Here is a 17,576-nt window from a genome sequence, read left to right on the forward strand (position 1 = left end):
GGCTCCGTGCACCGGGTCCGGCGACTACTTGACCGGGTCCGGCGGCTACTCGAACTGGGCCCGGTGGACGGTCCCGTCCACGCCCCGGTACGCGACGTCCACGGCACCGTCCGGCCCCGCGACCGCGCCGAGCGCGCCCTCGAAGGCGGCGCTCGGGAACTCCTGCCGCTTCGTCCAGCCCTGCCAGGCGCCGTTCTCGTACCGCTGCTGCCAGAGCGTGTAGTCGCCGGCCCGCGCGTACAGCACCACGGCGTCCCCGGTGGCGACCAGGGTCGGGCTGCCGCTCACGGTGCCGCCGAGCGACGACCACGCCGACCACGCGCCCGAAGCGTCGCGCGTCCGCGTCCAGATGTCGTCCGACGGGGTGCGCACGGCGATGTGCACGCGCCCCTGCGCGTCCACGGCGGCGGACGGCCTGCCGTACGTCTGCCGGTCGCCGGGGGCGCCCAGCGACGACCAGTCCGAGGCGGGACCGCGCCGCACGATCCGCCCGTCCGCGCCGCGCGCGACGAGCGTCCAGTGCGCGGGGTCGGTGAAGGCCACGGACGGCGCGTCGGTGACCCGGCCGCCGAGGCTCTGCCAGCCGCCCCAGCGCCCGCCGTCGAACACCCGCCGGTACACGCGGGAGTCGGCGCCGCGCACGAACAGGTCGATGCGGCCGCCGGCCGAGGCGTAGGCGGCGGGCTGCCCGAGGATCCGACCGCCCGTGGGCCCGCCGAGGTCCTTGGTGCGCCCCGTGCCGTCTCCGGCCACCTGCTTCAGGCTGCCGCGCGGTCCCCGGAAGAACGTGGTGAGCGTGTCGCCGCCACGGACGACCGCCGGGCTCGCCGTCGCCCGTTCGCCGAGACCCGTGCCGGGCAGCGCCTCCTCACCGGTCAGCTTCAGGAACGCCGTGCCGTGCGCCGGGACCTCCACGGTGTACGACCCGGTGTGCGTGCCGCGGTCGGCGCGGGCCCGCAGATCGCGGACCTTCACCGTCCCGCCGAGCGCGACGTCGGCGAAGTCGACCGTGCGCAGGGCCGGCCGGTCGGAGCGGTTGAGCAGGACGACGGCCCGCTGCCCGTTCCCGGCCAGGTCCTTGCTGTAGACGTCCCCGGTGGAGTCGGTGGCCACCCGGACGCCCTGGACGGCCAGCGAGTCCTGGTCCACGGCGATGATCTCGGGGTTGCGCAGCGTCCGGATCATCGACGCGGACAGGGTGCGCGGGTCGGAGCCGAGGACGAGCGGCGAGCCCATCTCGGCCCACATCACGAACTGGGTGGTCGACTCCTCCTCGGACAGTTCCAGGGAGCCGTCGGGCATGCGGCGCGTCGGGATGAGGTAGTCGGGGTCGTTGTAGTGGCCGGGGCCCTGCGCCTCGGGATGCCAGGCGTTGGCGTCCATGTTGCGCAGGACGTTGGGCCACTGGCCGGGGCTGGGGGTGCCCCAGGCGATGTCGGTGCCGGTGCGCCAGGAGTCGGCGATCAGCGGGGCGTAGGCGTAGGTGTTGTGCGCGTCCTGCTCGGGGGTGTGCGGCAGTCCCCAGTCGTCGGTGAGCGGGTTGCACAGGTTGAGCAGCATCCGGCGGCCCGACTTGGCGACGGCGTCGCTGAACTCCTTGAAGGCGGGCCCCGGATCGAGCTGGGCGCCGATGCCGCACAGGAAGTCGACCTTGATGGCGTCGACCTTCCAGGCGGCGAACTGCCGCGCGTCCTCGGTGTAGTGGCCGCGGCTGCCGAGCCCGCAGGTCTTCCCTCCGTCGTACTCGCCGGCGTCGGTGTAGATGCCCGCCTTGAGGCCGCGCTGGTGCAGGTAGGAGACGAGGGCCGGGATGCCGGAGGGGAAGCGGTCCGGGTGGGCCGTCAACCGCCCCTTGGCGTCACGGGGGTTGTCGGCCTGCCAGCCGCCGTCCAGCCACACGATGTCGTAGCCGCTGTCCCGCAGACCGCTGGAGACCAGCTTGTCGGCGACGGCGCGGACCTCCTTCTCGGTGGGCGCGCCGAGCCCGTAGTAGGTGTTCCAGCCCATGTACGGCGTCGGCGCGAGACCGCTGTCGTAGTAGCTGGGGGCGCCTTGGTCGACGGTGGTGTCCCGCGCGGCGTCCGCGGTGGCGGGCGGTGCCGCGGACGCGGTCAGGACGACGGCGATCGCGGTCGTCAGGGCGAATGAAGTCACGTGCCTCTCCGGAGGGTTGGGAAGCAGGAGGGGTGTGACGCGGGCCGCTTCGGGTGCCGGGGCCGTCGGCGTCACGGCGAAGACTGTGGCGTGCGGCCGGAACCCTGTCAATATTAATTACTAATTTACAGAAACACGTCTCGTCCGCGTCCGGAGTATTGACGGACCGGGCCGGGCGGTGCAGGGTTTGGCAACGTTGTCAGAGCCGCTGGGGCGATCAACGGCGCTTCGTCGCGCCCGCGTTGTCCCCGCCCGCTCCCTCCCCGGACTTCCCTGATCGGAGCCGTGTCCCATGCCGGATCAGCCTTCCGTGCCGTCCCGCCGCACCGTCCTCACCGCCGGATCGACGCTCCTCGCGGGCTTCGGCGCCGGCCTGGGCCTCCCGGGCGTCGCCGCCGCGGCGGGAACCGGCCACCCCCGCCCCGGCTCCACGCCCGGTGAACTCGCCGCGTACCGGCCGGTGAAGGTCTCCTCCACCGACTACGCGCCCACCCCGGCCGAGTTCGCCGTGGACGGCCTGGACACGGTCGGGGTGCGCGGCAGCGGCTGGCGGGCCGCGGCCGGAGATCCGCAGTGGATCAGCGTCGACCTGCAGGCGCTGTGCGAGGTGGAGTCGCTGCGGCTCGTCTTCGAGGCGACCGCGGACGACCCGCCGTACGTCGACGCGCCGAACGGCAACCCCCGTGACAACACCACGGGGCAGGAGATCCTCTCCAGTTGCGCGGTGGACTTCGTCGTCGAGACGTCCCGCGACGAGAAGGCGTGGACGGCGGTGTACCGCACGGACTCCGGCCGGGGCGGAGTCGTCGAGATCGAGCTGCCGAAGCCGGTCACCGCCCGCTGGGTGCGGCTGACCGTGCGCAAGCGCTCGAACGCCAACCCGCTGGGCCTCAACGGCTTCCAGGTGTACGGCACCTGCCGCGACCGGCGCCCGGCCGTCACCGGCTGGACCGACTGGGGCGTGCACCACCGCACTCCCCCGGCGCTGAAGCCCGCCGCCGACGGCACCGTGCCGCTGGAGTCCGGCTGGGACCTGACGATGGACGACCGGGCCGGCGCCGAGGGCGCCGAGCTGTCGAAGCCGGCCGTGGACACCAGCCGCTGGCTGCCCGCCACCGTGCCGGGCACCGTGCTGACCACCCTGGTCGACCAGGGGCATCTGCCCGACCCGGTGGCCGGGTTCGCGAATCTGCACGTGCCCGAGGCCCTGTCCCGGCACTCCTGGTGGTACAGACGTGAGTTCCGGCTGCCGAAGGGCCTGGACACCGGGGCCGGCCGTCACGTCTGGCTGGAGCTCGACGGGGTCAACCACAAGGCGGAGGTCTGGCTCAACGGGGGCCGGGTGGGCGAGGTCGTCTTCCCCTTCGCGCGGGCCGCGTTCGACGTCACCCGGCTCCTGGCCGAGCGCGGCGAGCAGGCCCTCGCCGTGAAGATCACGCCGATGCCGTACCCGGGCAGCCCCGGCGACAAGGGTCCGGCCGGGCTGGCGTTCGTGGACGCCGGCGCCACCATGATGAACCGCAACTCGCCCACGTATCTGGCCGCTTCCGGCTGGGACTGGATGCCGGCGGTGCGCGACCGGGCGGCCGGTCTGTGGAACCATGTGCGGCTGCGCTCGACCGGCGCGGCCGTCCTCGGCGACGTCCGTGTGGACACCCGGCTGCCCGAACTGCCCGACACCGGCACGGCCGAGCTGACGCTGGTCGTCCCGGTGCGCAACGCCGACTCCACCGCCCGCTCCGTCACCGTGCGGGCCGCCTTCGAGGGCGTGAAGCTGACCCGGACGGTCACCGTCCCTGCGGGCAAGACGACCGACGTCGTGTTCAGCCCCGCCGACCACGCGCAACTGCGGCTGCGCAACCCCAAGTTGTGGTGGCCCAACGGCTACGGCGAGCCCGCCCTGCACGAGCTGACGCTCACCGCGACGGTCGGGGGCCGCGAGAGCGACCGGCGCACGACCCGGTTCGGCATCCGGCAGTTCGGCTACGAGTACGACGTGCCGCTGACCTTCCAGTCGGGCAGCGACGCCTACGCCCAGACCGTGGAGTTCGCCCGGCAGAAGGCCCGCCATGTGCGGATCCGGTGCCGGACCCGGGCCACCCAGTGGGGCTCGTCGATCTGGAACCTGTCGGTGATCGACAGCGCCTCCCCCGGAACCGACCTGGCCCTGCACCGGGACGCCACCGCCTCGACCGTGGACGAGGACGCCCACAAGCCGGGCGATGTCACGGACGGCGACCCGAAGACGCGCTGGTCGTCGGCGTTCGATGACGACCAGTGGATCGCGGTCGACCTGGGCGCCGAGTCGTCCTTCGACCGGGTCGTCGTCACCTGGGAGCAGGCGTACGCGAAGACGTACGACGTGCAGGTCTCCGACGACGGCGACACCTGGCGCGACGCCGCCTCCGTCGACAACACCGCGACACCGCTGCCGTTCCGCGCCTCGGGCTCGGCCGCGCTGCAGAGCGTGGAGTTCGAGCCGCGCACCGCCCGCCACGTCCGGGTGCTGTGCCACAGCCGCGCCACCAGCTGGGGCGCCTCCATGTGGAGCCTGTCGGTGATCGACAGCGCCTCCCCCGGCACCGACCTGGCCCTGCGCAAGGAGGCCACCGCCTCCTCCGAGGAGGGTGGGGGCAGCCGGGCCGCCAACGCCGTGGACGGCGATCCCAACACCCGCTGGTCGTCGGCGTACGAGGACGAGCAGTCGATCCAGGTCGACCTGGGCGCGCCCGTGCGGTTCGACCGGGTGGTCATCCTGTGGGAGCAGGCGTACGCGAAGACGTACACGGTCCAGGTCTCCGACGACGGCGAGCACTGGACGGACGTGCAGTCGGTCGACAACTCCACGGTGCCGTTGAAGATCAGCGTCAACGGCGTCCGGGTGTTCTGCCGGGGCGGCAACTGGGGCTGGGACGAGCTGCTGCGCCGGATGCCCGCCGAGCGGATCGACGCGGCCGTGCGCATGCACCGCGACATGAACTTCACGATGATCCGCAACTGGCTGGGGTCGAGCAACCGTGAGGAGTTCTACGCCAGTTGCGACGAGCACGGCCTGCTGGTCTGGAACGACTTCCCCAACGCGTGGGCCATGGACCCGCCGGACCACGAGGCGTTCCTGAGCCTCGCCCAGGACACCGTGCGCCGCTACCGCTCGCACCCGAGCATCGTCGTGTGGTGCGGCGCCAACGAGGGGAATCCGCCCGGCCCGCTCGACGACGGGATGCGGGCGGCGGTCCGCGCGGAGGCGCCCGAGCTGCTGTACCAGAACAACTCGGCGGCCGGGATCGTCACGGGTGGCGGCCCCTACGGCTGGGTGGAGCCCGAGCGCTACTTCTCGGCGAGCACCTACGGCAGCGGTGACTTCGGCTTCCACACGGAGATCGGTATGCCGGTGCTGCCGACGGCGGAGACGATGCGCCGGCTCGTGGGCGACGAACCGGAGTGGCCCGTCAAGGGCGCCTGGTACTACCACGACTGGAGCACGCGCGGGAACCAGGCGCCGCAGAACTACCGGGCGGCGATCGAGTCCCGGCTCGGTGAGGCGAAGGACCTCGACGACTTCTGCCGCAAGGCGCAGTTCGTCAACTACGAGAACTTCCGCGCCATGTTCGAGGCGTGGAACGCCCGGCTGTGGGACGACGCGAGCGCCCTGCTGCTGTGGATGTCGCACCCGGCCTGGTACAGCACGGTGTGGCAGACGTACGACTACGACTTCGACGTCAACGGCGCCTACTACGGCGTCCGCAAGGCGAGCGAGGCCGTACACGTGCAGGCCGACCCGGTGAGCGGGCGGGTCCTCGCGGTCAACCACACGCCGCGCCGGATCACCGGCGCCATGGTCGTCGTCTCCCGCCACGACCTCTCAGGCCGCCGCCTCGGCACCGAGCGGCGCGCGAAGGTGGACGTCGCCCCCTCCTCGACGGCGCCCGCCCTCACCGCCGGCTGGACGGACGACCTTCCCGACCTGCATCTGCTGCGGCTGCGGCTCCTGGACGCGCGCGGTGACCTGCTGGCCGAGAACACGTACTGGCGCTACCGCGAGCCCGCCCACCTGCGCGCCCTGAACGAGGTCGCCGAGACCCGGGTGTCGGTGGAGGTCACCGGGACGGACCGCACGGGCGGGCGGCACGGGCTGACGGCCCGGCTGCGCAACCGTGGCACGACCGTGGCCGCCATGGTGCGGGTGTCCCTGCGGGACGGGAAGGGGGACCGGGTGCTGCCCACGCTGTACGGCGACAACTATCTGTGGCTGCTGCCCGGCGAGTCCCGGACGGTCACGCTCGACTGGCCCGCGGCCGCCCTCGGCTCCGGCCGGCCGGTGGTCCGGGTCGAGGGGTACAACGTCCCGGCGGCGACCGCGAGCGGACGATGAACGCGGACGGCGGACGGCATTCAGAAACGGTGTCGCTGAATGCGATGAAAAGGATGCGTTGGACGCGAGAATCGGGCAGGAGCACAGTGAACAGGTCCCTCACCAGGACCGGACGATCCCGACTGCACCTTGCGGAGACCATTCGATGAACCACGTCGCCGACCCCGAGCGCTACGACGGCACCATGCGGTACCGGCGCACCGGGCGCTCAGGACTCGACCTGCCCGTGCTGTCACTGGGCTACTGGCACAACTTCGGTGACGACAAGCCCTTCGAGACGCAGCGCGAGATCGCGCTGCGCGCCTTCGACCTGGGCATCACGCACCACGACCTCGCCAACAACTACGGCCCGCCCTACGGCTCCGCCGAGATCAACTTCGGCCGGCTGATGAAGCAGGACCTGGCGCCGTACCGGGACGAGCTGGTGATCTCCACCAAGGCCGGCTGGGACATGTGGCCCGGCCCCTACGGCCAGGGCGGCGGCTCCCGGAAGTACGTACTGGCCTCGCTCGACCAGTCGCTGCAGCGGATGGGGCTGGACTACGTCGACATCTTCTACTCCCACCGGCTCGACCCCAGCACCCCGCTGGAGGAGACGATGGGGGCGCTCGACACCGCCGTCCGCCAGGGCAAGGCCCTGTACGTCGGCATCTCCTCCTACGACGCCGAGCGCTCCCGGCAGGCCGCCGCGATCCTGCGGGACCTTGGCACGCCGTTGCTCATCCACCAGCCGTCGTACAACATGCTGAACCGCTGGATCGAGAACGAGGGGCTGCTGGACACCGCCGAGCAGGAGGGCTTCGGCGTCATCGGCTTCACGGCGCTGGCCCAGGGGCTGCTGACGGGCCGGTACCTGGAGGGCGTGCCCGCCGGGTCGCGGGCCACGCAGGGCAAGTCGTTCGACCAGGGCTGGCTGTCCGAGGAGATGCGGGGCCGGCTGCGCGCATTGAACGACATCGCGGCCCGGCGCGGGCAGAGCCTCGCCCAGATGGCGCTCGCCTGGGCGCTGCGCGACCCGAGGGTGACCTCGCTGGTGATCGGCGCCTCGCGCACCGAGCAGCTGGAGCAGAACGTGGCCGCGCTGGAGAACCCCGACTTCACGGCCGAGGAGCTGGCCGAGATCGACAAGTACGCCACCGACGGCGGCGTCGACCTGTGGCGGGAGGCCAGGACCGGCCAGATGGGCTGACGCACACGCCACACGCCCCACGCCGTACGGCGGCACCGCGCGCACTCCGGAAGTCCGGGTGCGCGCGGTGCCGTTCGCGCGCCCGCACCACCTTCCGCGCATGGTATGGACCTGACAGGCTGCCCTGGCTATGCTCGGCCCGACCCGATGAGAGCGCTCTCAGCTTGCGGTTGTTCCACCCCCACCTTGCTGGAACGACGAAGGGCAACTCCCTTGAGACGCAGCAGACTCACCTATGCCTGTCTCTCCGCGCTCCTGGTGCTCGGCGGCTGGAGCGCGGCCGGCACCGGACAGGCCACCGCGGACGACTCCCCCACCACGGCGGACCGCGCACCCGCCGCCGCCTCGGCCTCCGCCGGACTGCTCCAAGCCATGCAGCGCGACCTCGGCCTGACGAAGGAACGGGCGGAGGCACGGCTCGCCGCCGAGCGCACGGCGACGGCCGTCGAGCCGACGGCACGTGAGGCGGCCGGATCCGCGTACGGCGGCTCGTGGTTCGACGCGCGCGGCGAACGGCTCACGGTCGGCCTCACGGCGGACGCCTCCCCCGCCACCGTGCGCCGCGTCGAGGCGACCGGCGCCGCCGTCCGGACCGTGGAGCACACCGCACGGGAACTGGACACCGCCAAGGCCCGCATCGACCGCATCGACGCCCCGGCCGGGGTGAGCAGCTGGCACGTCGACCCGGCGGCCGGCACCGTCGTCGTGAACGTCGTCAAGGGCGAGCGCGCCGACAACGATGTCCGGCGCTTCGTGTCCCGTGCCCGCGCCGCCGGTCCGGTCACCGTCCGCACGGTCGCGTCCGCGCCCACCACCTTCGCGGCGGGCACCGTCGGGGGCGACCCGTACTACACGGGCAACGTCCGCTGCTCCATAGGCTTCTCGGTGCACGGCGGCTTCGTCACCGCGGGGCACTGCGGTCAGCCGGGCGCAGGCGTCCGGGGCTGGGACGGCAGCTACATCGGCACCTTCCAGGGCTCCTCGTTCCCGGACAACGACTACGCCTGGGTCAGCGTCGGCAGCGGCTGGTGGACCGTGCCGGTCGTGCTCGGCTGGGGCACGGTGTCGGACCAGTTGGTGCGGGGGTCGGGCGAGGCACCCGTCGGCGCCTCCGTCTGCCGCTCCGGCTCCACGACGCACTGGCACTGCGGCACGGTGCTGGCCAAGAACGAGACGGTCAACTACAGCCAGGGCGCGGTGCACCAGATGACGAAGACCAGCGTCTGCGCCGAACCCGGCGACTCCGGCGGCTCCTTCATCAGCGGCGACCAGGCCCAGGGCGTCACCTCGGGCGGCTGGGGCAACTGCTCCAGCGGCGGTGAGACCTGGTTCCAGCCGGTCAACGAGATCCTGGGCCGCTACGGCCTGACCCTGCACACCGCCTGACCCCGCACACCACCTGATCCAGGTCCCGTGCCCGGCCCCGGCTCCGGCCGGGCACGGGACCTTCTCCTGTCCTGGAACCATCGGAGTGCACAGCGGAGTGAGTGCTCACTCATTGACGGAGTGAGCACTCACTCCGTAGGCTGTCCCCATGACTCCCACCGAGAAGCAGACCGCCCGTCGCCGCGCGCCCGCCATGTCGCCGGAGCAGCGCCGCGAGATGATCGTCCGGACCGCCATCCCCCTGATCGCCGAGTACGGCTCCGCGGTGACGACCGCGAAGATCGCCCGCGCCGCGGGCATCGGAGAGGGCACGATCTTCCGGGTCTTCGCCGACAAGGAGGAACTGATCCAGGCCTGTGTCGCCGAGGCGCTCTCCCCCGACCACGCGATCCGCGAACTCGACGCGATCGACATGACCCAGCCGCTCGCCGGCCGGCTCGCCGAGGCGGCCGAGGCGCTGCAGGCGCACCTCGCCAGGATGGGCGCCGTGATGGGCTCGCTGGGGCATCGCGGCGGCAAGCACCCCGGGACCGTGCGCGGCGCCGGCCGCCAGGAGTCGACGGCCCGCCTCCGCGCGGCCCTCGCCGACCTGCTGGAGCCCGACCGCGCCACGCTGCGCCGGCCGCCGGAGCAGATCGCGGCCCTGTTCTTCGGCCTGCTGTTCACCCAGCCCCGCACGGACGACGAGCCCGACCTGACGCCGAGTGAACTGGTGGACGTCTTCCTGCACGGAGCCGTCGCGGGTGAGGGCCGGTGACGCGGCGCGGAAGGCGTGCCACGGCGTGCGCGGCGGCGGTCGCCGCTCCCCTCCTTGTCCTGCTGGTCACCGACCCCCTCCTGGGCCACCGGCTGAGGATCACGGACGGAGACCAGGTCCTCGACCTGGGCGCGGGCCCCGTGGCCGCCGTGGCGCTGCTCGCCTCGCTCGCCGGCTGGGCTCTGCTGGCCGCCCTGGAACGGTTCGGCGTACGGCGGGCCCGTGCCGTCTGGACGGGGGTGGCCGCCGCCGTACTGGCCGTCAGCTTCCTGCCGTTGACCGGCGACGGCATGGACGGCGGCACCCGCGCGGCCCTCGCCCTGATGCACGCGGCGGTCGCGGCGGTGCTGATCCCGGGGCTGACCGGGCGGGGCGCGGACGTCGAAGTGCGGGCCCTCGAAGCCCGGTGACGAGGGTCAGGACGCGCTGAACGCCCGCTCGGCGTGGGTGAGGAAGGCCCGCGCCGCCGGGCTCCGGGCCGGCCGCCAGATCAGGGCGAGCAGCGCCGGTGTCTCGACGTCGGCCAGGGTGCGGGCGGTGAGGACGCCGTCGTGGCTCTCCGCCATCGAGGCGCTGAGGACGGCGACGCCGAGCCCCCGTGCGGCGAGGTCGGCGAGGGCGTCGGCGGCACTGGCCTGGAGTGCGATCGTGGGCCGCAGTCCGCGCGCCGCGCACGCCTGGTCGAACACCGCGCGCAGGCCGGTGCCGGGCGGCATGCACACGATCGGGTGGTCCATCAGATCACGCAGGACGACCCGGCGCCGCCGCGCCAGCGGGTGCCCCGGCGGCACCGCCGCGACCAGCCGTTCGCTGATGACCGTGAGGGCGTCCAGTCCCTCGGGGGTGTCGGCGGCGGCGCCGATCAGCGCGGCGTCCAGGGTGCCGTGCCGCACCCCTTCGGTGAGCCGGTCGGAGCTGTCCTCCAACAGGGCGAGTTCCACACCGGGATGTGCCTGGTGGAAGGCGGCCAGGGCGTCGAAGAGCGGCGGCAGCGTGCAGCCGATGACCATGCCGACGGTGAGCCGGCCCCGGATCAGGCCGGTGACCTCGCCGGTGGCCTGGCCGACCGCGCCGGCCGCGGCGAGCGCCGCGCGGGCGTGCTCCAGGGCGGCCTTCCCGGCGACGGTGAGGGTCACGGTCCGCGCCGACCGGTCGAACAGCTCGGCGCCCAGCTCCCGTTCGAGCTGGCGGATCTGGGCGCTGACCCCGGACTGGCTGATGTGCACCCGCTCGGCGGCGCGGGTGAAGCTCCGCTCGTCGGCCACCGCAACGAAGTACTCCAGCTGCCTCAGCTCCATGACTGCGGATTCTAGGAGCCAGAAGATCCATCTGTTGGATTTCTGGAGGTGAGGTGGTCAGGCTGGAAGCCGGAGAGACGTCACGTCGGCCCCAGGGAGGACACCGTGCCGGAGTACGAGAAGGCCATGCGGCCCGAGGACATCACACGCCTGTTCGTCGAGCGGTCCAACGCCGGGGACGCGGCCGGGGTCGCCGCGCTCTACGAGGAGGACGCGGTGCTGGCCTATCCGCCGGGCGAGCGGACGGTGGGGCGGGAGGCGATCCGCGCGCTGTGGGAGAAGGTGCTGGCGAACCGTCCCCGCTTCGAGCCGGAGACACCGCTGCCGACCCTGGTCAGCGGGGACATCGCGCTCACCTCGACCCCGCCGAAGGACGGCTCCGGCGCGCGGGCGCAGGTGGTGCGGCGTCAGCCCGACGGCAGCTGGCTGCGGGTTCTCGACCAGCCGGAATTCGTCGCACCGGCCCGCTGAGCGCCGCCGCGCAGCACGCCGGACCGCGCCCGGCATCGCCGTGCGGCAGGATGGGGGCATGAGCGTCGTCAAGATCAACGTGTTGACCGTCCCGGCGGAGCAGCGGGAGGTGCTGGAGAAGCGGTTCGCCTCGCGGGCGCACACCGTGGAGAACTCCGACGGGTTCGAGTGGTTCGAGCTGCTGCGACCGGTCGAGGGCACCGACAGCTACCTCGTGTACACGCGCTGGCGGGACGAGGAGTCCTTCCAGACGTGGATGGAGGGCCCGATGAAGGCCGCCCACCAGGGCGGCGGCCAGGAGGGCGGCGAGCGTCCGAAGCCGGCGGCGGCCGGTTCGACGCTGTGGTCGTTCGAGGTCGTGCAGCAGGCCGCGCCCAAGGGCGCGTGAGGCGGCGGGGCGGGGGTTCTCCCCGCCCCTCTTCCCCCTACGAGCCGGGCCGGCGTGAGCGGGCGACCGCCGCGAGGACGAACGTGACGCTGATCAGCAGTGACCAGGCGCCGAACTTCTCGACGCCGACCGGCTGCCAGCCGTCGAGCTGGTAGGGATAGCGCCAGGCGCCGAGATAGGTGGCGAGGTTCTCCGCGACCCACAGGAAGAACCCGATCAGGACGAACGCCAGGGCCAGCGGCATCCGCAGGCGCCGGCCGCGCACCGTGTAGCGCACGGACGTGCCCGCGGTGACGGCCAGCAGGAGGACGGCGAGCGGCCAGCGGACGTCGGGCAGCCAGTGGTGGGTGAAGAAGTTGACGTACACGGCGGCGGCCACGAGGGCCGTCATCCGGGGCCGGTACCGGACGAGATCCATGTCGAACAGGCGCCAGGCGCGGCAGACGTAGCTGCCGACCGCGGCGTACAGGAAGCCGCCGTACAGCGGGACGCCGGCGAACTTCAGCACGGCGGGCTCCGGGTAGCTCCAGGAGCCGAGGGAGACCTTGACGATCTCGAAGGCCAGGCCGACCACATGGCAGACCGCGATGACGGCGACGTCCCGGCCGTTCTCCCAGCCCCGCAGCCAGAACAGCAGGGTGAGCAGCACCCCGTAGACCACGAGCAGGTCGTAGCGGGCCACGGGGAGTCCGTGCAGGAGGCCGGACGCGGCGACGCCGGACATCAGGGCGAGGGCGAAGGCGCACGACCGCGTCTGTATCCACGCGAAGTCGAGCAGGTGGCGCAGGGGCGCGCCCCCGGGGCCGGTTGCGGTGAACATGTTCAAAAAGACGATCACGCCGTACGTTCGGTTGCGCCCGGCCTCGGGTCAGGGCGGCGGGGCCGGACGAAATTCCGTTGCGGCGGGCCCCGCGCCCCCGGACCCTTGGCCCATGCCCTACGTACTTCGCCCGGCCGGCCTCGACGACGCGGCCGCCGTGACCGACCTGCTCAATGAGATCGACCGGATCGAGATAGGCCGGCCCGAGACCGACCTGCACACCGTCGAATCCGACCTGAAGCGGCCCGACATCACGCTCGGCACCGACTCGTGGCTGGCGTTCGACGGTGAACGTCTCGTGGCCTACGGCCTGTTGTGGGACGAGTCGGGCGGCGAGCGCGTCGACGTCGACCACTATGTGCTCCCGGACCATCAGCGGGCCGGTGAGCTGCTGCTGGACGCGATGGACGCGCGGGCGCTGTCGAAGGCGAGGGAGAACGGGGCGGGCCGGGCGGTGGTGCATCTGCACCTCAACGCCGAACCCACCACCGACAAGGGGCTCTTGGAGCGGCGCGGCTGGAGCGTCGTGCGCCGCTACCACGTGCTGCGGCGCCCGGTCGACGCGGTCCGCGACACGGCTCCGCCGGTGCCGCCCGGTGTGCGGCTGCGTGCCTGCGCGGACGAGGCGGACCGGGCGCGGGTGCACGCCCTGCACCAGTCCACGTTCGCCGAGCACTTCGACTTTCAGCCGCGCGCCTACGAGCAGTGGCTCCACGACATCGACGCCGACCTGCTCGACTGGTCCCTCGTCTGGATCGCCGAGACCGACGACCTGGGCGACGCCGGGTTCCTGCTCGCGCGCGACGACCGGGAGGCGATGGGCTGGATCCGCAGCATCGGGGTGCGGCGCGAGGCGCGGGGGCGGGGCCTGGGCGGCCTGCTGCTGCGGCACGCGTTCGCCGTGTTCGCCGCACGGGGGCGGGACACGGTCGGACTCGGCGTGGACACCGCCAACGCCACCGGCGCTCCCGCGCTGTACGCCCGGCACGGCCTGGGCGTCCACTACGCGGTGGACACCTGGGAGACCGTCCTGAAGTGAGGCCCCGTCAGGCGTGTCGAAGCGCTCCGGGGCCCGGTCGTCCGCCGGGCGCGCCCGCGTGCTTCGGCTCGCGCCGGCGCGCCCCTCGCCGTTCCCACGGCACTCGGGCGGGGCTCAGCGCCGAAGGGTGCCCCGGCGTGCGTTGTTGTACAGGCGCAGCAGGTGCTTGGCGACGGCACACGGGGCCGTGCCGACGTTGCACTGCCGGCAGGTCCGCATGTGCTGCTCGTAGTCGGCGCGGGCCTGCTGCAGCGCCTCTTCGGGAGATGACATCGATGTCCTCGGAAGTGGTTGACGAAGCGGTCGGTGGGTCGGGGGGCGCACGGGCGGACGCTGCGGGACGCCGGGAGGGCCGCGTGAAACACCCGGGGAGCAAGTGGATCATGTTACTGACGGTAGTGGGAAGTCGTGTTCCCTCATTGATCGGAAACTCACAGGTCGCGTTCGGCGACCGGAAAAGCCTTGGACGGAGCGGGTGTCGGCGCGGGACACTGCCGTACTCACGCCGTGACTCAACGTAGTCGCCCGAACCGTACAGGGGTGGGATGGGAACGCCTGAGACCCGTAGGACCCTGCCGGGCAAGCGCTCGGTTCTGCTCGCACTGCGCCACTACGGCCGGGTGCTCGTCCGCCTCAAGTGGCTGACGGTCCCGGCGATGCTGCTGACCTCCGTCGGCAACATCGGCATCAACTACGTCGCTCCGCTCATCGTGGCCAGGCTCGTCGGCGACATCGCCGGCGGCGGGCAGGTCACCGTCTCCTCGACGCTGCCGTACGTCCTCGGCTTCGTCGCCGTCCTGCTGGTCGCCGAGACGCTGTGGCGGATCGCCCTGCACTGCCTGAACCGGCTGGACGCCCTCGGCATCGAGCAGCTGTACGTGCTCGGGATGGACGAACTGCTCGCCCGGGACGCCTCGTTCTTCCACGACAACTTCGCCGGCTCGCTCACCAAGCGGGTGCTGAGCTTCGCGGTCCGCTTCGAGCAGTTCGTCGACACGCTCACGTTCCAGATCATGGGCAGTCTCGTGCCGCTCGTCTTCGGGGCCGTGGTGCTCTGGCGGTACGAACCTCTGCTCGTCGTCGGCCTGTTGGTGATGCTCTCGGTCACGGCCGTCTGCGTGGTGCCGCTCGTCCGGCGCCGGCAGGCCCTCGTCGACCAGCGCGAGGAGGCGATCGCGCGGGTGGCCGGCCATGTCGCCGACAGCCTCATGAACATGGACACCGTGCGCGCGTTCGCCGCCGAGGAGCGGGAGGCCGCCGAGCACCGCTCCCGCGTGGCGACCTCCCGCCGGCTGACGCTGCGCTCCTGGGACTACGGCAATCTGCGCATCGACACCCTGGTCGCGCCGATGTCGGTGCTGACCAACGCGCTGGGCCTGCTGCTGGCGGTGACGCTGGGCGGCGGCGAGCACGGCGTGGAGGCCGTGGTCGTCGCGTTCACCTACTACAGCAACGCCACCCGGATCATGTTCGAGTTCAACCAGATCTACCGCCGGCTGGAGAACTCCATGACGGAGGCGGCCCAGTTCACCGAGCTGCTGCTGACGCCGGCGACCGTGCTGGACCCGCCCGTCCCGGAGCCCGCGCCGAACGGCCCCCTGGACGTCCGCTTCGAGAAGGTCACCTTCGCCCACCGCGGCGGCCGCCCCCTGTTCGACGGCCTCGACCTGGAGGTGCCCGCCGGGGCCCGGGTCGGCCTGGTGGGGCGTTCGGGCGGCGGCAAGACCACCCTGACCCGGCTGCTGCTGCGGATGACGGACGTCGACGGCGGCCGCATCCTCGTCGGCGGCCAGGACATCGGCCGGATGCGCCAGGCAGACCTGCGGAGCCTGATGGCGTACGTGCCGCAGGACCCGGCGATGTTCCACCGCAGCCTGCGCGACAACATCGCCTTCGCCCGGCCCGGCGCCGGTGACGCGGAGATCCGCCGCGCGGCCGAGGCGGCGCATGTCACCGAGTTCGTCGACGCGCTGCCGCACGGCTTCGACACGATGGTCGGCGAACGCGGGATCAAGCTGTCCGGGGGGCAGCGCCAGCGGGTCGCCCTGGCCCGCGCGATCCTGCGGGACGCGCCGATCCTGCTGCTCGACGAGGCGACCAGCGCCCTGGACTCGGAGAGCGAGATCCTCGTCCAGGAGGCGCTGTGGCGGCTCATGGAGGGGCGCACCGCGCTGGTGGTGGCGCACCGGCTGAGTACGGTCGCCGGGATGGACCGGCTGGTCGTCCTCGATCGCGGGCGGATCGTCGAACAGGGCTCCCACGAGGAGCTGATCACGATGGGCGGCGCCTACGCGCGGCTCTGGCAGCACCAGTCGGGCGGCTTCCTCGACGACACGGGCCTGCCCGCGCGGGCCGAGCTCCCCTGAACCCGGCCCCGCGCGCGGGGCCGTCAGCCGCGGGCGGTACGGCGGCGGCGCACCACGAGGACGGCGGCCGCGCCGGCGCCCACGGCGGCGGCAGCGGCTCCGGCGATCGGCAGCGCCGACCCGGAGCCGGTGCTCGCCAGGTCCCCGGAGACGCCGCTGTTCGCTCCGCCGGTCGTCGAGCCACCGATGGCGGAGCCGCCGCCGGTGCCGCCCGTGCCCGATCCGCCGGTGGACGCGGAGCCGCCGGTGGAGCCGTTGCCGCCGCCCGTGGAGGAGCCGCCGGACGACGAACCGCCACCGGTGGAGCCGCCGCCGGTCACCTGGAGGGTGAGGGGGGCCTTGTCGTTGCCGTGCTCGGTGTCCCACTCCCCGAGCCTGCCGACCAGGGCCACCGAGCCCTTGGCCCCGTCGACGGCCTTGTCGATGCGCACCTTGAAGGTGCGGGCGTACTGCTGGTCCTCGTCGGCCCACACCAGGTCGAAGGGGCACCGGTAGGTCCGGGTGGCCACCTTCTCGCAGTTGGGGTGCTTCGTCGCCGTGGTGCCGGCGGGCAGCTTCACCTCGACCTCGGCGAGCGGGACACCCTCCCGGTACACCTGCACCCAGGCGGGGCCGGCGTTGCGGAACCCGACCTCGAGGTCGACGGTGTCTCCGACCCGGCCCTTCATCTTCCGCTCCAGCGCCTGGAAGTCCGCGGTGTTCGCCGCCGTCACGGACGTCCGCTTGAAGTGCGCGTCCTCCGCGACGGGTGTGCCGGGCTCCTGTGCCGGGACGTCCGGCTGCTCGACCAGCTTGAGGGCGGGGCCCGTCCCGGGCATCGGGCCCGAGGTGGCCTCGTCACCGGGATAGGCCTCGTAGTCGGTGACCGAGACGTCGAGGCGCTCGTACAGCGCCCGGTCCATGGCGCCGATCTTCAGGCCGCCCTCGGGCGCGTAGGTGACGCCGGGCTTCACCTGCTGGTCGAACTCGCACAGCGCCATGGCGCCGGTCGGGATCTCGTCGTAGCCCCAGGTCTTGAAGGCACGGCAGTTGGAGGGCACCTCGCTCAGGGACAGGCCGTGGCTGACGGTGTACTCGATCCACACCTTGTCGAGCGCCTCGGTGCCGGTGTACCAGAAGCGGCCGGGCACCGTGAACGTGCTGCCGGGCCGGACGCCGTCGACCGGGGCGATCTTCTCCAGCACCAGTCCGGGGGCGGGGGCGGGGTCGTCCGCGGCGGCGGGTGCCGCGCACACGGCCAGCAGCGCGAGGGCGCCCACCGCGCCTGCGGTCCTGCGGTGTACACGAAGCCCGGGGGTGGTGGGGAGCATGGAGGTCCTCTGAATCGAACGTCGGT

Annotated in this window: 14 protein-coding genes; 9 read left to right on the forward strand and 5 right to left on the reverse strand. The window is 72.6% G+C overall.

Going from position 1 to position 17,576, the window contains the following annotated elements:
- Window positions 1–45: 45 nt before the first annotated feature.
- Window positions 46–2,154, reverse strand: a complete 2,109-nt coding sequence (locus tag F8R89_RS03265; RefSeq protein ID WP_225994320.1) for a glycoside hydrolase family 27 protein — start codon at window positions 2,152–2,154, stop codon at window positions 46–48.
- Between the two features lie 292 nt (window positions 2,155–2,446).
- On the opposite strand from F8R89_RS03265, the gene F8R89_RS03270 reads away from it, so the two are divergent.
- From F8R89_RS03270 to F8R89_RS03290, 5 genes are all read left to right on the forward strand, one after another.
- A complete protein-coding gene (locus F8R89_RS03270) occupies window positions 2,447–6,526 on the forward strand; it encodes a discoidin domain-containing protein (RefSeq protein ID WP_151782513.1) in 4,080 nt (1,359 codons plus the stop codon).
- 145 nt (window positions 6,527–6,671) lie between these two features.
- Window positions 6,672–7,715 carry an L-glyceraldehyde 3-phosphate reductase gene (gene mgrA / locus F8R89_RS03275; RefSeq protein WP_151782514.1) on the forward strand — a complete coding sequence of 348 codons (1,044 nt, stop codon included), beginning with the start codon at window positions 6,672–6,674 and terminating at the stop codon, window positions 7,713–7,715.
- Between the two features lie 213 nt (window positions 7,716–7,928).
- Window positions 7,929–9,101 carry a S1 family peptidase gene (locus F8R89_RS03280; protein ID WP_151782515.1) on the forward strand — a complete coding sequence of 391 codons (1,173 nt, stop codon included), beginning with the start codon at window positions 7,929–7,931 and terminating at the stop codon, window positions 9,099–9,101.
- Between the two features lie 217 nt (window positions 9,102–9,318).
- Window positions 9,319–9,858 (forward strand): TetR/AcrR family transcriptional regulator, encoded by a 540-nt coding sequence (locus F8R89_RS03285; RefSeq protein WP_192806337.1) that lies wholly within the window; start codon window positions 9,319–9,321, stop codon window positions 9,856–9,858.
- The gene (locus tag F8R89_RS03290; protein WP_151782517.1) at window positions 9,855–10,268 is read left to right on the forward strand and encodes a DUF6069 family protein; all 414 of its coding nucleotides are present in this window, start codon (window positions 9,855–9,857) and stop codon (window positions 10,266–10,268) included. Before F8R89_RS03285 ends, F8R89_RS03290 begins: the two co-directional genes overlap by 4 nt.
- Window positions 10,269–10,274: 6 nt before the next feature.
- Here F8R89_RS03290 and F8R89_RS03295 read toward each other — a convergent pair whose 3' ends face one another.
- Window positions 10,275–11,156 (reverse strand): LysR family transcriptional regulator, encoded by an 882-nt coding sequence (locus F8R89_RS03295; RefSeq protein ID WP_151782518.1) that lies wholly within the window; start codon window positions 11,154–11,156, stop codon window positions 10,275–10,277.
- 105 nt (window positions 11,157–11,261) lie between these two features.
- Here F8R89_RS03295 and F8R89_RS03300 point away from each other — a divergent pair, with 105 nt between their 5' ends.
- A complete protein-coding gene (locus F8R89_RS03300; protein ID WP_151782519.1) occupies window positions 11,262–11,627 on the forward strand; it encodes a YybH family protein in 366 nt (121 codons plus the stop codon).
- 58 nt (window positions 11,628–11,685) lie between these two features.
- Window positions 11,686–12,015 carry an antibiotic biosynthesis monooxygenase family protein gene (locus tag F8R89_RS03305; RefSeq protein ID WP_151782520.1) on the forward strand — a complete coding sequence of 110 codons (330 nt, stop codon included), beginning with the start codon at window positions 11,686–11,688 and terminating at the stop codon, window positions 12,013–12,015.
- A gap of 37 nt (window positions 12,016–12,052) precedes the next feature.
- On the opposite strand, the gene F8R89_RS03310 is transcribed toward F8R89_RS03305, so the two are convergent.
- On the reverse strand, window positions 12,053–12,835 hold the full coding sequence (locus tag F8R89_RS03310) for a DUF817 domain-containing protein (protein ID WP_151782521.1): 783 nt from the start codon (window positions 12,833–12,835) through the stop codon (window positions 12,053–12,055).
- A 112-nt stretch (window positions 12,836–12,947) separates the two neighbouring features.
- Between F8R89_RS03310 and F8R89_RS03315 the strand changes: the two genes are divergently transcribed.
- A complete protein-coding gene (locus tag F8R89_RS03315) occupies window positions 12,948–13,874 on the forward strand; it encodes a GNAT family N-acetyltransferase (RefSeq protein WP_151782522.1) in 927 nt (308 codons plus the stop codon).
- 114 nt (window positions 13,875–13,988) lie between these two features.
- Here F8R89_RS03315 and F8R89_RS36100 read toward each other — a convergent pair whose 3' ends face one another.
- Complete coding sequence (locus F8R89_RS36100) at window positions 13,989–14,147, reverse strand: hypothetical protein (protein ID WP_192806035.1); 159 nt, start codon at window positions 14,145–14,147, stop codon at window positions 13,989–13,991.
- 272 nt (window positions 14,148–14,419) lie between these two features.
- On the opposite strand from F8R89_RS36100, the gene F8R89_RS03320 reads away from it, so the two are divergent.
- Window positions 14,420–16,240, forward strand: coding sequence for an ABC transporter ATP-binding protein (locus F8R89_RS03320; RefSeq protein ID WP_151782523.1), 1,821 nt, complete (start codon window positions 14,420–14,422; stop codon window positions 16,238–16,240).
- Between the two features lie 23 nt (window positions 16,241–16,263).
- On the opposite strand, the gene F8R89_RS03325 is transcribed toward F8R89_RS03320, so the two are convergent.
- Window positions 16,264–17,550 (reverse strand): hypothetical protein, encoded by a 1,287-nt coding sequence (locus F8R89_RS03325; protein ID WP_151782524.1) that lies wholly within the window; start codon window positions 17,548–17,550, stop codon window positions 16,264–16,266.
- Window positions 17,551–17,576 lie beyond the last annotated feature (26 nt).

Source organism: Streptomyces sp. SS1-1, assembly GCF_008973465.1.
Classification (GTDB): Bacteria; Actinomycetota; Actinomycetes; order Streptomycetales; family Streptomycetaceae; genus Streptomyces.

Bases quoted from the DNA above. Each gene is read 5' to 3' on its own strand.
- F8R89_RS03310 (WP_151782521.1), bottom strand. From the start codon at position 12,835: ATGTTCACCGCAACCGGCCCCGGGGGCGCGCCCCTGCGCCACCTGCTC.
- F8R89_RS03285 (WP_192806337.1), top strand. From the start codon at position 9,319: ATGATCGTCCGGACCGCCATCCCCCTGATCGCCGAGTACGGCTCCGCG.
- F8R89_RS03270 (WP_151782513.1), top strand. From the start codon at position 2,447: ATGCCGGATCAGCCTTCCGTGCCGTCCCGCCGCACCGTCCTCACCGCC.
- F8R89_RS03295 (WP_151782518.1), bottom strand. From the start codon at position 11,156: ATGGAGCTGAGGCAGCTGGAGTACTTCGTTGCGGTGGCCGACGAGCGG.
- F8R89_RS36100 (WP_192806035.1), bottom strand. From the start codon at position 14,147: ATGTCATCTCCCGAAGAGGCGCTGCAGCAGGCCCGCGCCGACTACGAG.
- F8R89_RS03315 (WP_151782522.1), top strand. From the start codon at position 12,948: ATGCCCTACGTACTTCGCCCGGCCGGCCTCGACGACGCGGCCGCCGTG.
- mgrA (WP_151782514.1), top strand. From the start codon at position 6,672: ATGAACCACGTCGCCGACCCCGAGCGCTACGACGGCACCATGCGGTAC.
- F8R89_RS03305 (WP_151782520.1), top strand. From the start codon at position 11,686: ATGAGCGTCGTCAAGATCAACGTGTTGACCGTCCCGGCGGAGCAGCGG.
- F8R89_RS03325 (WP_151782524.1), bottom strand. From the start codon at position 17,550: ATGCTCCCCACCACCCCCGGGCTTCGTGTACACCGCAGGACCGCAGGC.
- F8R89_RS03320 (WP_151782523.1), top strand. From the start codon at position 14,420: ATGGGAACGCCTGAGACCCGTAGGACCCTGCCGGGCAAGCGCTCGGTT.